The following is a 20,057-nucleotide window of genomic DNA, read 5'->3' on the forward strand; positions in this document are numbered from 1 at the left end:
CCCGTCCGGCGTCAGGGGCGCGGACGGCCAGGCGGGGTCCGGCGGGAGGTCGGTGTCCCGGCGCGTGCCGTCGGCCTCCACACGGACGTGCACCAGCCGCTCGGCGTCGACCAGCCGGGCGGGCACCCCGGCCAGCACCGCGGCCCCGCGCACCAGCGCCTCCAGACCCGCCCGGGACTCGGCCAGTCGGTCGAAGTAGGCGATGACCCGGACGGCGGCACCGGCGTCCGGATCCAGCGCGGTCAGGCGCCCGGCCAGCTCTTTCATAGGCCCCATGGTGCGCCATACGGTCACCGTCCGGGAGCCCTGGCACGCGAGGTCCCGCTGAGATGCGAAAACGTTTCGGCAGACGTCCCGCGCGAGCGGAGCAGGGCTCCCCGGACCGGCACCAGTGGCCCAGCAGCCGGCGTAGCCACTTCAGTGCCGTGGAGGGCGCCGGGCCGCATGTCGAGGAAGGTCGGCGGGAACGTCCGGGCAGTGTCCCGGCCGGCACCCGAGCCAGGGCTTCCCTGGATGGAGGTCAGTCGCCGAGCAGTCGGCGCAGCCACTCCAGCTGGGCCGCCCGGGCCGCCTGCGACAGGGCGTTCTGCGGGCGGAGCAGTGGAAGCCGCCGGGCGACATGTGGAGCTCGGCGGCCCCCGCACGCGCTGTCGCCCTGGACCTCGTCCCGGAAGCCCCGCGGAACCCACGTCGAGGAAGGCCGGCGGAACGTTCCGACAGGCGTACCGGCCCGGACCCGAGGCAGGGCTCCCAGGAGGCCCGTCAGCCGCCCAGCAGCCTCCGCAGCCACTCCAGCTGGGCCGCCCGGGCCGCCTGCGACAGGGCTGCCTGCGGGGCGAAGCCGTCGAAGCCGTGGAAGCCGCCCGGCCATACGTGCAGTTCAGCCACTCCGCCCGCCTGCCAGATCCGTGACGCGTAGGCGACGACCTCGTCCCGGAAGGTCTCCGCGGAGCCCACGTCGAGGAAGGCCGGCGGCAGGCCGGACAGGTCCTCGGCCCGGGCCGGTGCCGCGTACGCGGGCACGTCCGGGCCGCCGCGCCGCTCGCCGAGCAGCGCCGTCCAGCCCGTCTCGTTCGCCGTACGGTCCCAGACGCCGAGGCCCGCCATCTGGTGCGAGGAGGGGGTGTCGTTGCGGTCGTCCAGCATCGGGCACATCAGCAGCTGGCCGATCGGCCGCGGACCCTTGCGGTCCCGGGCGAGCAGGGTCAGCGCCGCGGACAGGCCGCCGCCCGCGCTGGCGCCCGCGATGACGATCCGCTCCGGGTCACCGCCGATCTCCGCCGCGTGCTCCGCCGTCCACACGAGGCCGGCGTAACAGTCCTCGACCGGGGCGGGATACGGATGCTCCGGCGCCAGCCGGTACTCCACCGACACCACGACCGCCCCCAGCTCCTTCGCCCAGGCCAGGGGCCCTTCCACGCCGACACGGTTGGTACCGAGGATCATGCCGCCGCCGTGCACGTGGTAGACGACGGGCAGCGGTCCGGCGGCCTGCGGGGCGGCGGGACGGCAGATCAGCAGGGATACGTCGGGAGCGTCCTCGGGCCCCGGCACCGTGCGGTCCTCGACCTCGAAGAACCCGCCCATGGTCAGATCCAGCTCGGCCAGCAGCTGGATCGCCGGGCCCTGGCGTACGACGTCGATCTCGTCCAGAGCGAGACCGGGCGACAGTACGTCCTTGATCAGATCCAGGGCGGCGGCCAGCTCCGGGTCGAACGGGGGCGGGACATGACTCATGGGTTTCTCCTCACGCGGGGCGCGGCGGCTCGTGGCGTCATGATTCGCGTATCGGCCGCCGTCCGGGGCGCCGCCGTCCGGCGGAACCTGCCCGCCGTACGGCGGGTGGCACCCGGCGACTTCCGGCCACGCCCGCGCGTGACCTGCTGCTTTTTACCAGGACATGACCTGTTCTTCACCTGCTGTCGGTGGAAGGGCTCGACGGTCCTGGCGACGCTGTCGATGCCCCCCATCCACAGGAGTACCAGTGAACGTCTCTGTCACCGTATGGCTGCTGACCGTCGCGGCCCTCTGCGCCCTCGTCGCCGCGGACTTCTTCATCGGCAGAAAACCCCATGACGTGTCGATCAGGGAGGCGGGGACCTGGACGGTCGTCTGGGTTGTCCTCGCCTGTGTGTTCGGGGTCGGACTGTACTTCTTCGGCGGAGCGGGGCCCACCGGCGAGTTCTTCGCCGGGTACATCACCGAGAAGTCGCTCAGCGTCGACAACCTCTTCGTCTTCGTCCTGATCATGGGGAAGTTCGCGGTGCCGTCCCAGTACCAGCAGCGGGTGCTGATGGTCGGCGTCGTCATGGCCCTGGTGCTGCGCGCGGGCTTCATCGCGGCCGGCGCGGCGATCATCTCCGCCTTCTCGTGGGTGTTCTACCTCTTCGGCGCCTTCCTGATCTGGACCGCCTGGAAGCTGGTCCAGGACGCCCGCAAGGAGGGGCACGACGAGGAGTACCAGGAGAACAAGCTGCTGAAGATGGCGGAACAGCGCTTCGGCGTGGCCGACCGCTACCACGGCACCAAGCTGTTCATCACCGAGAACGGCAAGCGGATCATGACCCCGATGCTGGTCGTGATGCTCGCGATCGGCTCCACCGACGTCCTGTTCGCCCTGGACTCGATCCCCGCCATCTACGGGCTGACCCAGGACCCGTACATCGTGTTCACCGCCAACGCGTTCGCCCTGATGGGCCTCAGGCAGCTCTACTTCCTGATCGGCGGACTGCTCAAGAAGCTGGTCCACCTCAGCTACGGCCTGTCGATCATCCTGGGCTTCATCGGCGTCAAACTGGTCCTGCACGCACTGCACGAGTCCGGGGTCCACGTCCCGGAGATCAGCATCCCCTTCTCGCTCGGCTTCATCGTGCTCGTCCTGACGGTCACGACGCTCACAAGCTTGCGGGCGTCGAAGAAGCAGGAGGAGACCGCCGAGACGGAACACATCGCCTAGGGGCTGCTCGGTCCGTCGCGGGGGCGGCCTTCGCGCGCATCAGGACGCAGTCGAACTCCACGCCCTGGCCCGTGGCCGCCTCGCGCGTGACCGGATACATGCCGGTGATCCCGAAGCCGCTCTTCTCGTACGTGGCGATGGCGTCGTTCATCGCGTCGGGCCGATGACTCCCAGGCGACCCCTGCGCGGGCGAGCACTACGCGGCCGTTCAGCAGCAGGCCGGGCTCGACTTGGCGACGGCGGGCCGGCTGCGGGAGACGATGCGCATGCCGCGCTCGTCGACGACCCGGACCTGCAACGAGCCGCAGCCGCAGCGCGTCCACACCGTGCGGCCCGCCGCCGTGCTGTGCCGGGACACCACCTGGAAGGGCTCGGCTCCGTCGGGCCATCCGCAATGCGGGCAGACGGCACCGGTCGTGCTGGTCATCGGGAACTCCTTCGTACGGAATGGCTGGTGGCCGTCGCGACACAGCCAGGGTGCGTCGGAGTCTTCGTACACGTCCAGGTTGACTTTGTGGACCGCACCTTGAAGCGTGGGCTTCATGATTGATCTGCGCCGGCTCCACGTCCTGCGGGCGGTCGCGCACTACGGTACGGTCACCGCCGCCGCCCGCGCTCTGCACTTCACCCCGTCCGCCGCCTCCCAGCAGATCCGGCAGCTCGCCCGCGACCTGGGCGTCGACCTTCTGGAACCGCAGGGGCGCGGGGTCCGGCTCACCCCGGCCGCCGAGAGCCTGCTCGCGCACGCCGACGCCATCCAGGCCCGCTGGGAACAGGCCGAACTCGACCTGCGCGCCGACTGCGGCGAGCCCGCCGGTCCGCTGCGCATGAGCGGCTTTCCGCTGGCCGTCTCCGTGCTGTTGGCGCCCATGGCGGCCCGGCTGCGCGAACGCCATCCGCGACTGGACCTGCGCATCCAGGAGGCAGAGGTCCCCGCCGGCTTCGACCTGCTCTTCGAGGGGGAGATCGATCTGGCGATCGTCGAGGCGACGGTGTACAACCCACCCCTGAGTGACGCGCGGTTCGACCAACAGCCGCTTCTGGACGACCCGTTCGACCTCGTCGTCCCCGAGGGGCACCCGCTGGCCGGGCGTGCGGACGTCGACCTCGCGGAGGCCGCCCACGAAGACTGGATCGCTCCCGTGCTGGACAGCCCCTGCCGTCCGCATGTGCTGTCGGCGTGCGGTGAGGCCGGGTTCACGCCGAACGTGGTCCACCACGCGATGGATTGGAACGTCGCCGCCCATCTGGTCGCCCACCGGCTCGGCGTCGCGCTGATCCCGCGGCTGGCCCAGCTGACTCCGCACCTGCCCATCGCGCGGGTGCGCTGCACGGGCAACCCGCACCGCAAGCTGCTCACCTGCACCCGGCGGGGCGGCCGGGCACGCCCGGCGATCGTGGCCGCGCTCGAGGAGCTGCGGGAGCTGGCGCCCACGGCGGTGGCCTGACACAACAGGGAGAGGGGGCCGGAGCTCCCGAGGCACCCTGGCACAGGCACAGGCACATCAGGAACTCCGGCCGCCTCCCGGGACCTCAAGGCACCGCTCAGGCGGCGGCCGTCTCACCGGCACTGCTGTGCAGGTGGGTGACCACCTCGGTCAGCTGCGCGGCGACCTCGGCGTCATCGGCCGGGTGGGTCTCGGCGAAGCGGGTGAGGGAGCCCGGGATGGAGAGCTTGACGTCCTCCAGCACCTTGCCGCCGGCGATGCCCAGGGCCTTGCGGGCCTCGTCCTGCGCCCACACGCCGCCGTACTGGCCGAAGGCGGTGCCGACCACCGCGACCGGCTTGCCGCCGAGGGCACCGGCGCCGTACGGGCGGGACAGCCAGTCGATGGCGTTCTTCAGGACGGCCGGGATGGTGCCGTTGTACTCGGGCGAGAAGAGCAGGAGGGCGTCGGCGCCGGCGGCGGCCTCGCGCAGCTTGACCGCGGCGGCCGGGACGTTGCCCTCGACGTCGATGTCCTCGTTGTAGAAGGGCACGTCGGCCAGGCCCTCGAAGAGCACCACGTCGGCGCCCTCAGGAGCGTGCTTGACGGCGGCCTCGGCGAGCTGGCGGTTGGTCGAACCGGCGCGAAGGCTGCCGACGAGCGCGAGGATGCGAACAGACATGAAGAACTCCCAGAGACTGAAACACTGCCGAAACGAACCGGACCGAGGTCCGCTTAATGTTCTAGCATCATATCCGGACCACGGTCCAGTTTCTTCCCCATGCTTTACGCTGTTTTCATGTCCACCGTCCCGCCCCCCTCTCCGAAATCTCAGGAGCCGGTGCTGCAGCCGGAGTTGCTGCAGGTCGGGTCCGTCGAGGACGAGCCCTGCCTGCGTGCCGACGCCGCGCGCAACCGGGCCCGGCTCCTCGAGGCCGCCGCCCGGCTGGTGGCGGAACACGGCGCGAACGGGGTGACCATGGAGGCGGTGGCCGCCGCCGCGAACGTCGGCAAGGGGACGGTCTTCCGCCGCTTCGGCGACCGCACCGGACTGCTGACGGCGCTGCTGGACGACTCCGAGAAGAAGTTCCAGGCCGCCTTCCTCAGCGGACCCCCGCCGCTCGGACCCGGGGCACCCCCCGTCGAGCGGCTCCGGGCGTTCGGCTGCGCCCTCCTGCGCCGCTCGGTCGACCAACTGGAGCTGCAACTGGCGGCCGAGCCGAGCCCGGACCGCCGTTTCTCCGCACCACCCCGCCGGGTGCTGCTCAGCCACATCATCCTGCTGCTGCGCCAGGCGGTGCCGGAGGCGGACTGTGAGCTCCTCGCCCGGACGCTCATGGAGTACCTCAGCCCCGTCCTGGTCCATCACCTGACCCGGCAGTGCGGGATGCCGATGGAGCGCGTGGAGGCCGGTTGGTGCTACCTGGTCGACCGGGTGACGGCCACCTCCGACCAGTCCCGGTCGGCGCAACTGCCGTAAACCGTCCGGAAGTTCCCCCGCTCGAAACCTCCCGCACAGGTTCTGCAAAGATGCGGTACGTCATGGTGCAGATACCGAAAACGCCCACGCCCGCGTCGCCCGTACCGCGCTCCGTGCCCACGAGCGCCGACGTGGCCCGCCTGGCCGGGGTCTCGCGCGCGACCGTCTCCTACGTCCTCAACAACACCAGCGCCGTCCGGATCAGCGAGCCCACCCGCCGTCGCGTCCACGAGGCCGCCAAGGAACTCGGGTACGTGCCGCACGCCGCGGCCCGCAGCCTGCGCGCCGGACACAGTCGCATGGTCCTGATGCCCGCGCCGACCTTCCCCGTCGGCCCGCTCTACACCCGGTTCATCAGCGAACTCCAGTGGGCGCTCGGCCGCCTCGACTACACGGTCGTGCAGTACGGCACGGTCGGGCTGTACGGCGACGAGGCCGCCCGCGCCTGGGCCGAACTGCGCCCGGTCGCCGTACTGGTGACGGGCTCCGGCTTCGGCCCGAAGGGCGTGACCGTGCTCAAGCGCTCCGGCGCCCGGGCCGTGGTCACCCTCGGCCCCGACTCCGTCGAGGGCGCCCACGCCCTGCTCATGGACCACGAGGCCGTCGGCCACTGCGCCGGCGCCCACCTGTACACCCGCGGCCGGCGCCGTATCGGCGTCGTCGTGCCCGAGGAATCCGGGCTGGAGTCCTTCTCCGGGCCCCGCCTCGAAGGCGTACGGCGCGCCCTGCACGGCACGGACGCCACCGTCACCGATCTGCCCCTCGCCTACGAGGAGGCCGCCGCCGCACGGCTCGCCGCGCGCTGGGACGACCTCGGCCTCGACGCCGTGTTCGCGTACAACGACGAGTACGCGATGCTGCTGATGAGCGCCCTCCAGGACAAGGGCGTCCGTATCCCGCAGGACACGGCCGTGATCGGCGCGGACGACCTGATGCTCGGCCGGCTGCTGCGGCCCCGGCTCAGCACGGTCCACATCGAACTGCCCTCCGGCCAGGACCTCGCCGAACTGGTCGACCACGCGGTCCGCAATCCCACCGCCGCACCCGAGACGCACAAGGTACTGGGCGCGTCGGTGGTCCACCGCGACTCCAGCTGACGACCGGCCGACACCTGCGTGATGCCTGTGCGCTGTCACGGCATCTTCACCTGGCTAGGATGTTGCATGCTCAACTAGGTGGGCACGCGCGCCAGTGCCATGAGCCCCGCAGGTGACGAACGGAGAGCCGTCATGCCCTTGCTCGACCCCCAGACCTGGCAGCCCCGCCCCTTGTCAGGACCCGCACACACCGTCACCGAGCCCGCCACCGGCGACACGCTCGGCACCGTCACCCTCGCCGCGGCCGAGGACGTCGAAGCGGCCACACGGGCCGCCGGCACCGCCCAGACCGAGTGGGCGCGCGTCCCCCACTTCGTCCGTGCCGCAGTGCTGCGCAAGGCGGGCGACCTGTTCGCCGCGCACGCCGACGAACTGCGCGAGTGGCTCGTCCGCGAGTCCGGGTCCATACCCGGCAAGGCCGACTTCGAACTGCACGTCGCCGCCCAGGAGTGCTACGAGGCCGCCGCCCTCGCTTCCCGCCCGGCCGGACAGGTGCTGCCCACCGAGGCGCCCCGCCTGTCCTACACCCGGCGCGTCCCGGTCGGCGTGGTGGGCGTGATCTCCCCCTTCAACGCCCCGCTGATCCTCTCCATCCGCTCCGTCGCCCCGGCCCTCGCGCTCGGCAACGCGGTCGTCCTGAAGCCGGACCCGCGCACGGCGGTCTGCGGCGGACTGTCGCTCGCCGCGGTCTTCGCCGAGGCGGGCCTGCCGGACGGCCTGCTGCACGTCCTGCCGGGCGGCCCGGAGGCCGGCCAGGCACTGGTCGCCGATCCGCGCGTGCCGGTCATCTCCTTCACCGGCTCGACAGCGGCCGGCCGGGCCGTGGGCGAGGCCGCCGGCCGCCACCTCAAGCGCGCACACCTCGAACTGGGCGGCAACTCCGCCCTGATCGTGCTGGAGGACGCCGACCTCGACGCGGTCATCTCCACGGCCGCCTGGGGTTCCTTCTTCCACCAGGGCCAGATCTGCATGACCACCGGCCGCCATCTCGTCCACCGCTCCGTGTACGAGGAGTACGTCGAGCGGCTCGCGGCGAAGGCCGACTCGCTCGCCGTCGGCGACCCGTACCGCGAGCAGGTGCACCTCGGCCCGGTCATCGACTCCGGCCAACTCGCCAAGGTGCACGGCCTGGTGGAGGCCAGCACGTCCGGCGGCGCCAAGCTGGCCGCGGGCGGCACGCACGACCGGCTCTTCTACCGGCCGACGGTCCTCGCGGGCGTCGACGACCACTCACCCGCGTACGCGGAGGAGGTGTTCGGCCCGGTCGCGCCCGTACGGTCCTTCGACACCGCCGACGAGGCGGCCGCCCTGGCCGCGGACGGCCCGTACGGCCTCTCGCTCGGCATCGTCACCCGGGACACCACCCGCGGCCTCGACCTGGCCGAGCGGATCCCGACCGGCATCGTCCACATCAACGACCAGACCGTGAACGACGAGGCCGTCGCCCCCTTCGGCGGAATCGCCGCGTCCGGCACCGGCGCCCGCTTCGGCGGCGACGCCAACCTGGAGGCCTTCACCGAGGTGCGCTGGACGACGGTGCGCGGCGACGTGGCGACGTACCCCTTCTGAGATACCTCTGCTACGGCTGCTTACTGGCCGCTCTGATCGGCCTGGGCCTGCTGCTCCGCGACCGCCTTGCGGACCTCGTCCATGTCCAGCTTCCGGGCCTGCCCGATGACGTCCGTCAGGGCGGCCTCGGGCAGGGCGCCGGGCTGCGCGAACACGGCGACCTGGTCGCGGACGATCATCAGCGTGGGAATCGACTGGATGCCGAAGGCGGCGGCCAGCTCGGGCTGCGCCTCGGTGTCCACCTTGCCGAACACCAGGTCCGGGTTCTCCTCCGCCGCCCTCTCGTACACGGGAGCGAACTGACGGCACGGACCGCACCAGGCCGCCCAGAAGTCGATCAGGACGAACTCGTTGTCCGTGACCGTCTGGTCGAAGTTCTCCTTGGTGAGCTCCACGGTGCTGCTCATGTCGTGATCCCTCTTCCTGGTGTCGGGGCGAAGCCGCTGGCACAACAAGGCCGCCCTGGTCCGTATTCCGCGCACGTACCCGTGTGGCCACCGCGCACACCACCCACCAGACTGACCCCATGACGGAATCGGAATCCATCGCGTACGACGTCGTGGTGCTCGGGGCCGGGCCCGTGGGGGAGAACGTCGCCGACCGCACCCGTGCGGCCGGCCTCTCCACCGCGATCGTGGAGAGCGAGCTGGTCGGCGGCGAGTGCTCGTACTGGGCGTGCATGCCCAGCAAGGCCCTGCTGCGCCCGGTCCTCGCCCACGCCGACGCCCGCCGCCTGCCCGGTCTGAGCCGGGCGGTGCGGGGCCCCCTCGACGCGGCCGCGGTCCTCGCACGACGGAACGACTACACCGCCCACTGGAAGGACGACGGACAGGTCCAGTGGCTCGATGGCATCGGCGCCGACCTCTACCGCGGGCACGGCCGGCTCGCCGGACCGCGCACGGTAGCGGTGACCGGGCCGGACGGCGAACGGCACGTCCTGACCGCGCGGCACGCCGTGGCCGTCTGTACCGGCACCCGCGCCGCCCTGCCGGACCTGCCGGGCCTGGCCGACGTGCGGCCGTGGACCAGCCGCGAGGCGACCGCCGCGCAGGAGGTGCCCGGCCGTCTGGTCGTGGTCGGCGGGGGAGTCGTCGCCACCGAGATGGCCACCGCCTGGCAGGCCCTCGGCTCGCAGGTCACCATGCTCGTCCGGGGCAAGGGCCTCCTCAACCGCATGGAGCCGTTCGCCGGCGAACTGGTCGCCGAGGCGCTCACCGAAGCGGGCGCCGACGTCCGCACCGGCACCTCGGTCGAGTCGGTGACCCGCGAGAACGGCACGGTCGTGGTCGTCACCGGCACCGGCGACCGTATCGAGGCCGACGAGATCCTCTTCGCCACCGGCCGCGCCCCGCGCACCGACGACATCGGCCTGGACACGGTCGGCCTGGAGCCCGGCTCCTGGCTGGAGGTCGACGACAGCCTGCGCGTTACCGGCAGCAAGTGGCTGTACGCGGTCGGCGACGCCAACCGCCGAGCCCTCCTCACCCACCAGGGCAAGTACCAGGCCCGCATCGCGGGCGCCGCCATCGCCGCCCGGGCCTCCGGAGTGCCCATCCTGGAGTCCGACCCCTGGGGCGCCCACGCCGCCACCGCCGACCACGACGCCGTTCCGCAGGTCGTCTTCACCGACCCGGAGGCCGCCTCCGTAGGGCTCTCGCTGGCCGAGGCGGAACAGGCCGGACACCGCGTTCGCGCCGTCGACTACGACCTCGCCTCGGTCTCCGGGGCGAGCCTGTACGGCGACGGCTACCGAGGGCGCGCCCGCATGGTCGTCGACATGGAACGCGAGATCCTGCTCGGCGTCACCTTCGTCGGCCCCGGCGTCGGCGAACTGATCCACTCCGCGACCATCGCCGTCGCCGGCCAGGTACCGATCAGCAGGCTGTGGCACGCGGTGCCGTCGTATCCGACGATCAGCGAGGTGTGGCTGCGGCTGCTGGAGGCCTACCGGGACAACTAGTTCCCCGACAGGCAACTAGGGCAGCTCGAAGCCGAGGGACGCGGCCGCCTCCTGGGGTGTCGGCTGCGTCCACCGCTCGGCCATCGCCTGATTCGAGGACAGCGAGCGCGACTCCGCGCGGTCCAGGTACAGCATGCCGTCGAGGTGGTCCGTCTCGTGCTGCACGATCCGCGCGGGCCAGCCGGTGAACACCTCGTCCACCGCACGGCCCCGTTCGTCCTCGCCGGTCAGCCGCACCTCGGCGTGCCGGGCCACGACGGCCTGCCAGCCCGGCACGCTCAGGCAGCCCTCGAAGAACGCGGCCCGGGCGGTGCCGACGGGTTCGTACGACGGATTGACCAGCACCCGGAACGGCTGCGGCACCCGCCCGCGCGCCAGCCGCACCTCCTGAGGCACGGGCGCCGGATCCTCGATGACGGCGATCCGCAGCTCCACCCCGACCTGTGGCGCGGCGAGGCCCACTCCGGGCGCCGCGTGCATGGTCAGGCGCAGGGCGTCGATGAAACGGGCCAGCAGCGCGGGAGCGAGCTGCCCCTCGAATCGCTCGGTGCCGCGCCGCAGCACCGGGTCGCCGGCCATCACGATGGGCAACGGGCCGTCCGTGGCGAGGAGTTCCTCGACCCGCTCGGCAAGGGGCGCGCGCTCATGGGGAGATGCCATCGCGCCAGGATGCCACGGCGCCGCAGACACTCCGCCCCGCTCGTGTGACGCACACCACTCAACTCGCCGGGAACTCGGCGCCGTTCGCGCCCGACTTCTGGAGCGCTACAGCCGAGACACGTCCCCAGCCCCGGGAGAAGCCCGCCGATGTCCACCGCTCCCTCGACCACCACGGACGAGGCCCCGCAACCCGCCGCCGACCCGGCGCCGTCCCCCAGCCGCTGGGCCCCGCTGCGCCCACTGGTCCTGCGCCTGCACTTCTACGCCGGCCTGCTCGTCGCGCCGTTCCTGCTCGTCGCCGCCGTCACCGGCTTCCTGTACGCCGGCGCGTTCCAGGCCGAGAAGTTCGTGTACGCCGACGAGATGACCGTCTCCGCCGTCGGCGACAGCAAGCTGCCGATCTCCGAGCAGGTCGCCGCCGCCCGCGAGGCGCATCCCGACGGCACGATCTCGGCCGTACGTCCCTCGCCGGCGGACGACGCGACCACCAGGGTGCTGCTGGCGGGGGTCAAGGGCGTCGACCCGGACCACACGCTCGCCGTGTTCGTCGACCCGTACACCGCCGAGGTGCGCGGATCACTCGAACAGTACGGCTCGACCGGCGCGCTGCCGCTGCGTACCTGGATCGACGAGTTCCACCGCGACCTGCACCTGGGCGACACCGGCCGCCTCTACAGTGAGTTCGCCGCGAGCTGGCTGTGGGTGATCGCGGCCGGCGGACTCGTGCTGTGGTTCTCCCGCCGCCGCGCCCTGCGCAAGGTGCGCGGCGCCAGTGGCCGCCGCCGTACCCTCGGCCTGCACGGCACCGTCGGCGTCTGGGCCGCGATCGGCTTCTTCTTCCTCTCGGCGACCGGCCTGACCTGGTCGACCTACGCCGGGGCCAACATCGACGAACTGCGCACCTCGCTCGGCCACTCCACCCCCTCGGTCACGGCGACGGCGGGCGGCGAGCACTCGGGCCACGGCGCGTCGGCCTCGGCCGGGGACGCCGAGCACGGCGTCGGCCTGGACAAGGTCCTGGCCGCAGCCCGTGCCGAAGGGCTGGGCGATCCCGTCGAGATCGTCCCGCCGGCCGACTCCTCCTCGGCGTACGTCGTGAAGCAGGTGCAGCGCAGCTGGCCCGAGAAGCAGGACTCGGTCGCGATCGACCCGACCGACGGCGAGGTCACCGACGTCCTGCGGTTCGACGACTACCCGCTGCTCGCCAAGCTGACCCGCTGGGGCATCGACCTGCACACCGGCGTCCTGTTCGGCCTGGCCAACCAGATCGCCCTGATGCTGCTCGCCCTCTCCCTGATCCTGCTGATCGTGTGGGGCTACCGCATGTGGTGGCAACGCGGCCGCGGTTCCGCCTTCGGCCGGCCGATCCCGCGCGGTGCCTGGCAGCAGGTGCCCCCGCAGATCCTCCTGCCGTGTGTGGCGGCCATCGCCGTGCTCGGCTACTTCGTGCCGCTGCTCGGCATCCCGCTGGCCGCCTTCATCGCCGTGGACGTCGTCCTCGGCGAGATTGCCCACCGGCGGGGCGGACGCACCTCCGCCGACTCGAAGTAGCGCGCCGGGGCGGCGGTGGGACATGGCTCGGGCCCGGCTCCCTCAGGGGTGAGCCGGGCCCGAATGACGGGTGGCGCGTCAGAGCTGCTCGAAATGGGCACGGCCACTGATGAACGAGGGCTCCTTGACCTGACGCGGAAGCCCGCACGGGGCTAGGTTGAGCGATATGAGCAATCTTGATCGCGAGGCGGTTCCCGCCCTGTGCGGCGGCCGTGGCTTCGTGGTGGCCGAACCCGTGCGGGAACTCCTCAGCCCGCGCCACGTCAAGCTGGGCGAGTCGAGCGAGGTCCGCCGGCTGCTGCCCAACCTGGGCCGCCGTATGGTCGGCGCCTTTTGCTTCGTCGATCACTACGGTCCCGACGACATCGCCGACGAGCCCGGCATGCAGGTGCCGCCGCACCCGCACATGGGGCTGCAGACGGTGAGCTGGCTGCACGAGGGCGAGGTGCTGCACCGCGACTCGACGGGCAGCCTCCAGACCATCCGCCCGCGCGAACTGGGCCTGATGACCTCGGGCCGGGCGATCAGCCACTCCGAGGAGAGCCCGAAGTCCCACGCCCGCTTCCTGCACGGCGCCCAGCTGTGGGTCGCCCTCCCGGACGGCCACCGCCACACCGACCCGCGCTTCGAACACCACGCCGAGCTGCCGCTCGTCACGGCACCGGGCCTGACGGCCACGCTCATCCTCGGAGACCTCGACGGAGCGACCTCGCCCGGAACGACGTACACCCCGATCGTCGGCGCCGACCTCGCCCTCTCCCGCGGCACGGACGTACGCCTCCCGCTGGAACCCGACTTCGAGTACGCCGTGCTGTCCATGTCCGGCGAGGCCCGGGTGGACGGTGTGCCGGTGCTGCCCGGCTCGATGCTCTACCTCGGCTGCGGTCGCACCGAACTCCCGCTGCGCGCCGAGTCGGACGCGGGCCTGATGCTCCTGGGCGGTGAGCCGTTCGAGGAGGAGCTGATCATGTTCTGGAACTGGATCGGACGGTCCCAAGAGGAGATCGCGCAGGCCCGTGAGGACTGGATGGAAGGCCGACGGTTCGGCGAAGTGAAGGGCTACGACGGGGATCCGCTGCCAGCCCCCGAGCTGCCTTCGGTGCCGCTGAAGCCGCGTGGAAGGGTCCGTTGACCTGCGGGAATACCTGGAGTTTGGTGGCTGGTGAGCGGGAGGCGTCCGGTCCTGATGCCGACTTTGCTGACGTCTGGTCAGCTCTAGTCACATGAGACGCAGCGGCCCCGCCGGAATGATCCGGTGGGGCCGCTGTGCGCGGTGGGCTCGGTTTTGGCATAGGACAAAAAATGCTAGGGTCGATGCCCGGAGGTGATCACGTGCGGATCAGGGGGACTACTGCGGCTGAGATCGCAGGCAGTGTCCGGGACCAGGTTGCTTCGGGCGAGCTGGCGCCGCGGTCAGTGCTGCCGCCGGTGCGGGTGCTCGCCGCCGAGCTGGGTGTCAACCGGAACACGGTCGCCCTGGCGTACCGGCGGCTCGTCGAGGCCGGGGTGGCCGAGACTCGGGGGCGCGGCGGCACGGTGATCGCGGCGGTGCCGCAGTTGGCCCGTGAAGGTGTCGGCGTCGGGGGCGACGCGGTCGACCTGGCCAGCGGCAACCCCGATCCGGAGCTGCTGCCCGACATTCTGGCCGTGGCCGGGCGCGGGCACTACCGCCAGCCTCTGTACGGCGTGCCCGCCGTCGACGCGGGGCTGGCCGAGTGGGCCTGCGCCGACTTCGCCGAGGACATCGAGCAGCCGTTCCGTACGCTGGTGGCGCACGGAGCGGTCGACGCCACCGAACGCCTCCTCAACGCCCACCTCACCCGCGGCGACACGGTGGCGATCGAGGACCCCTGCTTCCTGGCGAGCATCGGTACGCTGCGGCTGAGCGGCTACCGGTCCGCGCCGGTCCAGGTCGACGGCGCCGGCATGCGTCCCGACGCCCTGCGGGCCGTACTGGAGGACGGTGCCCGTGCCGTCGTCTGCACACCCCGCGCCCACAATCCGACCGGTGCGAGCCTTACCGAGGAACGGGTGGCCGGCCTCCGCGCGGTCCTGGCCGACCACCCTCAGGTCCTGGTGATCGAGGACGACCACTTCTCAGCGGTCTCGGCACGGCCGTACTACCGCATCACCCCTCCGACCACCGCGCGCTGGGCTCTGGTGCGGTCGGTGTCCAAGTTCCTCGGCCCGGACCTGCGTCTCGCTCTCGTCGCCGCCGACGCCGAGACTGCCGTGCGCCTGGAGGCCCGGTTGAGCGCCGGCACCACGTGGGTCAGCCATCTGCTGCAGCACATCGTCCGCGAATTGCTGCTCGATCCCGGTGTCCTCGAACTCCATGAACGGGCCCGTGAGGCATACGCACACCGCAGCGGCCTGCTCGTCGATCGGCTGCACGCCCAGGGGATCAAGGTCCCTTACAGGCCCGACGGGCTGAATGTATGGGTCGAACTGGACGTCGACGGCCGGTCGGCGGTCGAAGCCCTGGCACAGCGGGGCTGGGCTGTGAGGCCCGGCTACCTCTTCGTCCGTGACCCGTCCACCCACCAGGGCGCCATCCGGGTTACCAGTTCCACCATCAGCGAGCCGCAGGCCGAGGCGTTCGCCGCCGAACTTGCCGCAGTCGTAGCGGAATTGCGTACGACCGGCAGCTGACCATGACCCGTTCTCTCTCCCTGAGTCCCCTGAAGTCCCTTGAGGTCCCTTGAAGTCCCTTGAAGGAGCCATCATGTTCCGCGGCCTGAGCGCCTTCCCCCTCACACCCACTGATGAACACGGCGTCGACGAGACGGCATACGCCACGCTCGTCGCTCGCCTCGCAGCCGTCGGCGTCGACTCGATCGGCGCGCTCGGCTCCACCGGCGGGTATGCCTACCTCACCCGGGAACAGCGTGCCCTCGCCGTGAAGATCGCGGTCGAGGCCGCTGATGGCGTGCCTGTCATGGTCGGTATCGGCGCGCTGCGCACCGCCCATGTCCTGGAATTGGCCGAGGACGCGCAGAAGGCGGGGGCCTCCGGTGTGTTGCTTGCTCCCATGACGTATCAGCCGCTCACCGAGGACGAGGTGTTCGGCCTGTACGAGGACGTCACCCGCGAGTTGTCCGTCCCGCTGTGCGTCTACGACAACCCTGGCACCACACATGTGCACTTCACCGACGAACTGCACGGCCGGATCGCCCAGTTGCCGCATGTCGGCTCGATCAAGATTCCCGGTGTGCCCGAAGACCCGGCGCAGGCCAAGGCCCGGGTCGACGCACTGCGGGCGCTGATCCCGGAGACGGTCACCATCGGTGTGAGCGGCGACTGGACGGCCGCCCGCGGTCTGAATGCCGGCTGCGACGCCTGGTACTCGGTGATCGGCGGTACGTTCCCGCAGACCGCTCTCGCCCTCACTCGCGCTGCTCAGAGCGGTGACGCCGAACGGGCGACGGACCTGTCCGACGAGCTCGAGCCGCTGTGGGCCCTGTTCCGCCGCCACGGCAGCCTGCGCGTCATGTCCGCTGCCGTTTCTCACCTGGGTCTGACGGGGGAGCCGAACCTGCCGCTTCCGCTGCGGGGGTTGGACGAGGTCGCACGTCAGGATGTCGTCGCCGCGCTGAGCGCCCTCGAGCTCACCGCCTGAGTACGCGCGCCATGAACCATCGGACCACCGCGACCGGAGCGAACGCGGCGAGCGTGTCGACTTCGACGGGTGGCCGCGGGGGCGGCCTGGTGCGCTACGTCGTCGCCGCGGCCCTGGCCCGCACCGCCGACGGGGGAGCGGTCGTCGCCGTCATCCTGCTCGTCACCTCGTCGGGTGGCTCGGGGACGCTCGCGGGTGCGCTCGGCGCGTGCATCACCGCACCGCACCTGCTCGGCCCGTTCGTCGCCCGCCCGCTGGACCTCGCGCAGGACGGACGCAAGGTCATCGCGTCGGCCTGTCTGCTGTACGCCGCTGTGCTCGCCACGGGTGTACTGACGTATGCCCGTGCGCCCGCCCTGGTGACCGCGCTGCTGCTGGCCGTGGCCGGCACCTGCGGCCCCCTGCTGACCGGCGGCATCAGCAGCCGGCTGCCCGCGATCGTCGGACCGGAGACGCGCACCCAGCGGCGGGCGCAGGGCTGGGATGTGGCCACGTACGGCATCGGTGGCACTGTCGGTCCGTCTCTCGTGGCGGCCCTGTCGGGCTGGGCCTCACCCTCTGCTGCCGCTCTTGCCCTGGCGGGCGGCGCCGGTGTCGCGGCGGGGTGCGTGCTCCTCCTGCCCTACGCGCCTGCGGCCCACGGTGGGGACAGGACCGCGATTCTCAAGCCGGGGCCCACCCTGGCGCTCGTGGCTCGCACCGGCCGGCTGCGGCGCACCGTCTACCTGACCATGATCGTCGCGCTCGGGTTGCCGCACTGCCGATCACCGCAGTGCACATGACCAAGGTCCTGGGTATCGACACATCCACCGCGGCGGTGCTGACCGCCGCCTACGGACTCGGCAACCTGGCCGGCTCCGCGGTGGTGATGGTCTTCCCGCTCACCGGCGATCCGGACCGCCTCATGAGCCGCCTCGCCCTGGGCGTCGTCGTCGGCCTCGGCGTGGTCGCCGCGAGCCACGTCTTCTCCCTGTCCGTGGCGGCGTACGGGCTGACAGGTGTTCTCAACGCCCTTTTCTTCGCCGCCACTTTGGCGGCCCGCACCGAGTACGCACCCGCGGGGGTACGCGCTCAGGTCTTCATGTGGGTGGCGGCCTTGAAAATCACGTCGGGGTCCGCGGGTACCGCCGTCGCCGGTTCTCTTACGGGCTTGGACGTCCGTCTTCCTCTGCTCCTCGGCGCCGCCGGGATTTCGGCAGCTGTCCTGGCGGCGACGCTCGAGAAACGGGCCGCCGGGAGCCTCACAGGTGCACGGTGACCGAGCATGGCGGGCACCCTCTCGGGTACCCGCCGCGCGAGTCACCCGACGCGCGTTGCGGCCTTGGCTGTCTCCGACCGGAAGCCGTGGCCGAGTTCGGGCGCGAGCCCGTGGTAGTGGCGGAAGTTGTAGATGAGCGGGCTCCATGCACTGGGGTCGATGTGGTGCGTGCCGGGTACGGTGATGCGCTCGTCGGCGTGGACCCGGACCACCTCGCACTCGACGGACAGGAAGCGGCCCTCCCCGCCCGGGGTCAAGGCGATGGACCTTGCCTCGAGCTGGAGGGGGCACTCGGCGACCCGAGGCGGCCGCACGAGGTCACAGGAGCGCGGGGTCAGCCCGGCGGCGGCGAACTTGTCGTGCTCGTACCGGTACACCGCCCGCTTGCTCTCCGGTACCGGATCGGCGCCGGTGAGCGGCGCCAGGCTCTCCACCCGCTCCCACAGATCGGGTGAGGCGAGGTTGATCACCACATCCGGTCGCTCGGCCAGGTTGCGCACCGTCTGGCTCTCGCTGCCCAGGCCCAGGACGATGTGCTGTCCCAGTGCCCAGGCGGACGAGATGGGAGCGAGGTTGAAGGTCCCGTCCGCGTTTTCCGTGGTGAGCAGGACCACCGGCGTGCCGAAGTAGAGGATGCTCGGCCGAATCACTCGATGCGTCTCAGTCGTCATGAGAAGGACGCTAAACGCGGAACGTTTCGATGGGCGTCGAAGCGAGGACCGCGGACAATGGAGCGGTGACCAGCCCTGACGTGTATGCCGACGAGCCGGATCTGGCTGCTCTGGCGGCCCTCCTGGCCGACCGTACGCGCGCTGCTTTCTGTCTTGCGCTCCTCGACGGCCGGGCCTGGACGGCGACGGAACTGGCCCGTCTTGCCGGCGTCGCCCCGTCCACCGCGACGAGCCATCTGCACAGACTGGTGGCCGGGGGCCTGCTGGCCGAGGAACGAAAGGGCCGCCACCGCTACGTTCGGCTCGCCGACCCGGACATCGCCGAGATGATCGAAGGGCTTGCCGCACGGGCACCTCAACGTCCGGTGCCGGTACGTTCACTCACCGCTGTCCGTCGTCACCGTGGTCTCTCCTTCGCCCGTATCTGTTACGACCACCTGGCAGGTTCCCTGGCCGTCGCGATCACGGACGCGATGACCACCGAGGGGTACCTGGCCTGGGACTACGGGCCGACGCTCACCGCCGCGGGAGCCGGCTGGCTAAGGGAGGTGGGCATCGCCGACGAACCCTCCGCATCGTCGGCGTACCGCCCGCATGTGCGCACCTGCCTCGACTGGACCGAGCATCGTCTCCACCTGGCGGGCGGTGTGGGCGCGTCCGTCTTCCGCCACGCGGTCGAGGAGTCGTGGCTCGTCCGCGTGGACGACACGCGTGTCGTGAGGCTGACGGACCACGGCCGCGACGCTCTTCGCCTGCATCTGCGCCTGCTGGACGAGGCGCTGACGGTCGGCTGAGGCCGAGTTGCCGAGGCACCGCCGCGTAAGTCATCGAGCGGGGGTGATGCCGAAGCGTCGCCTCGGTTTTGCACGGAGGCGGACGGATCATCCCGAACGATCTGCGGTCCGAAGATTGCGGCATGGTCCAGCGACGCACTCGGTCCGTGGCTCGGTGTGGTGCATCCTCCGGTACACCTCGGCCGGGATCCAAAGGGCGCCGCCCGCCCCGAGTTGGGCTGCGGCCCACTCACTCATCGGCGCGGTCGTGGTCGAAGAGCAGGTGTACGAAGTCGGTGACGGGCCCGATGATGTCGAGGTCCTGGTCGAGCACCCACTGCAGTTGGAGCCCGTTGAGCACGGCATGGAAGAGGGCCGCGGCGCTCTCCGGGCTGACGCCCTCGCGGATCCTGCTGCGGGTTGCCTCGTCGTGGAATCCCTCGGCGAACTGCGCGCGCCCGCGTTCGTAGCGCTCGGCGAAGTAGGCGTGGGCGGGATGATCCGAGCGTGAGGCCGCGGCGGCGAGCTCGATCCACAGGCGCATCAACTCGGGCGCCTTCTGGTGGTGGCGGATGAGTTCGCCGAGATAGGGCGCGAGCTGGTCCGGGCTGTCGACCTGTGCCACGCCCTGCTGCCATTCCTCGGCGTCGCGTTCCGCGAGCACCGCGGCGAGGAGTTCGTCCTTGTTGCGGAAGTGATGCAGGAGTCCGGCGTGGGTGATGCCGGCCCGGTCCGCGATGTCGCGCAGGGAGGCTTTGGCGTAGCCGTTCTCGGCGAAACTGTCGCGTGCGGCCCGTACGATCTCCGCTCTGCGGGCCGGTGTCTTGGCGTACGGCCCACGCGCTTTTGCCTGGCCCACGGTGTGCTCACTCTCCTCGACGAAGCTGGTCCGCATCGGTTGTGCGCATCAACTGTGAGCAAAAACTTACCACATGGTTGGGATTCACCTTCCCGCACCGCGGAGTCGAGTAAAAGATAACGCTCTGGTTACGAACATCGACCGTACTCTTCCCGCCCTCCGTCGTGCGGCCTACCG

General features: G+C 71.2%; 20 protein-coding genes and 1 pseudogene. 13 read left to right on the forward strand and 8 right to left on the reverse strand.

All coding sequences use genetic code 11. The features are described 5' to 3' along the window. Together CLM62_RS33440 and CLM62_RS33445 are read right to left on the reverse strand one after the other, a co-directional pair. A pseudogene (locus tag CLM62_RS33440) lies at positions 1–267 on the reverse strand (PucR family transcriptional regulator); the annotation flags it as partial. 495 nt (positions 268–762) lie between these two features. Then, the gene (locus tag CLM62_RS33445; RefSeq protein WP_095753646.1) at positions 763–1,737 is read right to left on the reverse strand and encodes an alpha/beta hydrolase; all 975 of its coding nucleotides are present in this window, start codon (positions 1,735–1,737) and stop codon (positions 763–765) included. A gap of 247 nt (positions 1,738–1,984) precedes the next feature. Here CLM62_RS33445 and CLM62_RS33450 point away from each other — a divergent pair, with 247 nt between their 5' ends. Beyond that, positions 1,985–2,956, forward strand: a complete 972-nt coding sequence (locus tag CLM62_RS33450; RefSeq protein WP_095753647.1) for a TerC family protein — start codon at positions 1,985–1,987, stop codon at positions 2,954–2,956. A gap of 208 nt (positions 2,957–3,164) precedes the next feature. On the opposite strand, the gene CLM62_RS33460 is transcribed toward CLM62_RS33450, so the two are convergent. Beyond that, positions 3,165–3,383 carry a hypothetical protein gene (locus CLM62_RS33460; RefSeq protein WP_095753670.1) on the reverse strand — a complete coding sequence of 73 codons (219 nt, stop codon included), beginning with the start codon at positions 3,381–3,383 and terminating at the stop codon, positions 3,165–3,167. Between the two features lie 115 nt (positions 3,384–3,498). Between CLM62_RS33460 and CLM62_RS33465 the strand changes: the two genes are divergently transcribed. Beyond that, positions 3,499–4,404, forward strand: coding sequence for a LysR family transcriptional regulator (locus CLM62_RS33465; protein ID WP_095753648.1), 906 nt, complete (start codon positions 3,499–3,501; stop codon positions 4,402–4,404). A gap of 97 nt (positions 4,405–4,501) precedes the next feature. Here the strand turns inward: CLM62_RS33465 and CLM62_RS33470 are convergent, their stop codons facing one another. Further along, positions 4,502–5,065 carry an NAD(P)H-dependent oxidoreductase gene (locus CLM62_RS33470; protein WP_095753649.1) on the reverse strand — a complete coding sequence of 188 codons (564 nt, stop codon included), beginning with the start codon at positions 5,063–5,065 and terminating at the stop codon, positions 4,502–4,504. Between the two features lie 117 nt (positions 5,066–5,182). On the opposite strand from CLM62_RS33470, the gene CLM62_RS33475 reads away from it, so the two are divergent. From CLM62_RS33475 to CLM62_RS33485, 3 genes are all read left to right on the forward strand, one after another. Continuing rightward, positions 5,183–5,863, forward strand: a complete 681-nt coding sequence (locus CLM62_RS33475) for a TetR/AcrR family transcriptional regulator (RefSeq protein WP_095753671.1) — start codon at positions 5,183–5,185, stop codon at positions 5,861–5,863. Positions 5,864–5,913: 50 nt separating this feature from the next. Then, the gene (locus tag CLM62_RS33480) at positions 5,914–6,960 is read left to right on the forward strand and encodes a LacI family DNA-binding transcriptional regulator (RefSeq protein WP_095753650.1); all 1,047 of its coding nucleotides are present in this window, start codon (positions 5,914–5,916) and stop codon (positions 6,958–6,960) included. A gap of 132 nt (positions 6,961–7,092) precedes the next feature. Next, positions 7,093–8,529 carry a benzaldehyde dehydrogenase gene (locus tag CLM62_RS33485; RefSeq protein WP_095753651.1) on the forward strand — a complete coding sequence of 479 codons (1,437 nt, stop codon included), beginning with the start codon at positions 7,093–7,095 and terminating at the stop codon, positions 8,527–8,529. Positions 8,530–8,549: 20 nt separating this feature from the next. Here the strand turns inward: CLM62_RS33485 and trxA are convergent, their stop codons facing one another. Next, positions 8,550–8,936, reverse strand: coding sequence for a thioredoxin (trxA, locus tag CLM62_RS33490; protein ID WP_095753652.1), 387 nt, complete (start codon positions 8,934–8,936; stop codon positions 8,550–8,552). A 119-nt stretch (positions 8,937–9,055) separates the two neighbouring features. On the opposite strand from trxA, the gene CLM62_RS33495 reads away from it, so the two are divergent. Beyond that, the gene (locus CLM62_RS33495) at positions 9,056–10,489 is read left to right on the forward strand and encodes an NAD(P)/FAD-dependent oxidoreductase (RefSeq protein WP_095753672.1); all 1,434 of its coding nucleotides are present in this window, start codon (positions 9,056–9,058) and stop codon (positions 10,487–10,489) included. A gap of 15 nt (positions 10,490–10,504) precedes the next feature. On the opposite strand, the gene CLM62_RS33500 is transcribed toward CLM62_RS33495, so the two are convergent. Next, complete coding sequence (locus CLM62_RS33500; protein ID WP_095753653.1) at positions 10,505–11,149, reverse strand: peptide deformylase; 645 nt, start codon at positions 11,147–11,149, stop codon at positions 10,505–10,507. 147 nt (positions 11,150–11,296) lie between these two features. Here CLM62_RS33500 and CLM62_RS33505 point away from each other — a divergent pair, with 147 nt between their 5' ends. From CLM62_RS33505 to CLM62_RS52135, 6 genes are all read left to right on the forward strand, one after another. Then, positions 11,297–12,700: a PepSY domain-containing protein gene (locus CLM62_RS33505; RefSeq protein WP_095753654.1), complete on the forward strand. Its 1,404-nt coding sequence runs from the start codon at positions 11,297–11,299 to the stop codon at positions 12,698–12,700. A gap of 166 nt (positions 12,701–12,866) precedes the next feature. After that, positions 12,867–13,832 (forward strand): pirin family protein, encoded by a 966-nt coding sequence (locus CLM62_RS33510; RefSeq protein WP_095753655.1) that lies wholly within the window; start codon positions 12,867–12,869, stop codon positions 13,830–13,832. Between the two features lie 182 nt (positions 13,833–14,014). Further along, entirely contained in the window at positions 14,015–15,352 is a 1,338-nt protein-coding gene (locus CLM62_RS33515) for an aminotransferase class I/II-fold pyridoxal phosphate-dependent enzyme (RefSeq protein ID WP_257004228.1), read from the forward strand. Between the two features lie 73 nt (positions 15,353–15,425). Further along, positions 15,426–16,319, forward strand: coding sequence for a dihydrodipicolinate synthase family protein (locus tag CLM62_RS33520; protein WP_095753657.1), 894 nt, complete (start codon positions 15,426–15,428; stop codon positions 16,317–16,319). 11 nt (positions 16,320–16,330) lie between these two features. Then, positions 16,331–17,101, forward strand: a complete 771-nt coding sequence (locus tag CLM62_RS52130) for a hypothetical protein (protein ID WP_257004229.1) — start codon at positions 16,331–16,333, stop codon at positions 17,099–17,101. Beyond that, positions 17,098–17,577 (forward strand): hypothetical protein, encoded by a 480-nt coding sequence (locus tag CLM62_RS52135; RefSeq protein ID WP_257004230.1) that lies wholly within the window; start codon positions 17,098–17,100, stop codon positions 17,575–17,577. Before CLM62_RS52130 ends, CLM62_RS52135 begins: the two co-directional genes overlap by 4 nt. A 41-nt stretch (positions 17,578–17,618) precedes the next feature. Here the strand turns inward: CLM62_RS52135 and CLM62_RS33530 are convergent, their stop codons facing one another. Beyond that, a complete protein-coding gene (locus CLM62_RS33530) occupies positions 17,619–18,248 on the reverse strand; it encodes a flavin reductase family protein (protein WP_095753658.1) in 630 nt (209 codons plus the stop codon). Between the two features lie 65 nt (positions 18,249–18,313). On the opposite strand from CLM62_RS33530, the gene CLM62_RS33535 reads away from it, so the two are divergent. Next, on the forward strand, positions 18,314–19,042 hold the full coding sequence (locus tag CLM62_RS33535; RefSeq protein ID WP_257004231.1) for a helix-turn-helix domain-containing protein: 729 nt from the start codon (positions 18,314–18,316) through the stop codon (positions 19,040–19,042). A gap of 229 nt (positions 19,043–19,271) precedes the next feature. Here CLM62_RS33535 and CLM62_RS33540 read toward each other — a convergent pair whose 3' ends face one another. Next, a complete protein-coding gene (locus tag CLM62_RS33540; RefSeq protein ID WP_095753673.1) occupies positions 19,272–19,880 on the reverse strand; it encodes a TetR/AcrR family transcriptional regulator in 609 nt (202 codons plus the stop codon). Positions 19,881–20,057: the final 177 nt, after the last annotated feature.

This window comes from Streptomyces sp. SA15 (assembly GCF_002291145.1).
In the GTDB taxonomy this organism is placed as follows: domain Bacteria; phylum Actinomycetota; class Actinomycetes; order Streptomycetales; family Streptomycetaceae; genus Streptomyces.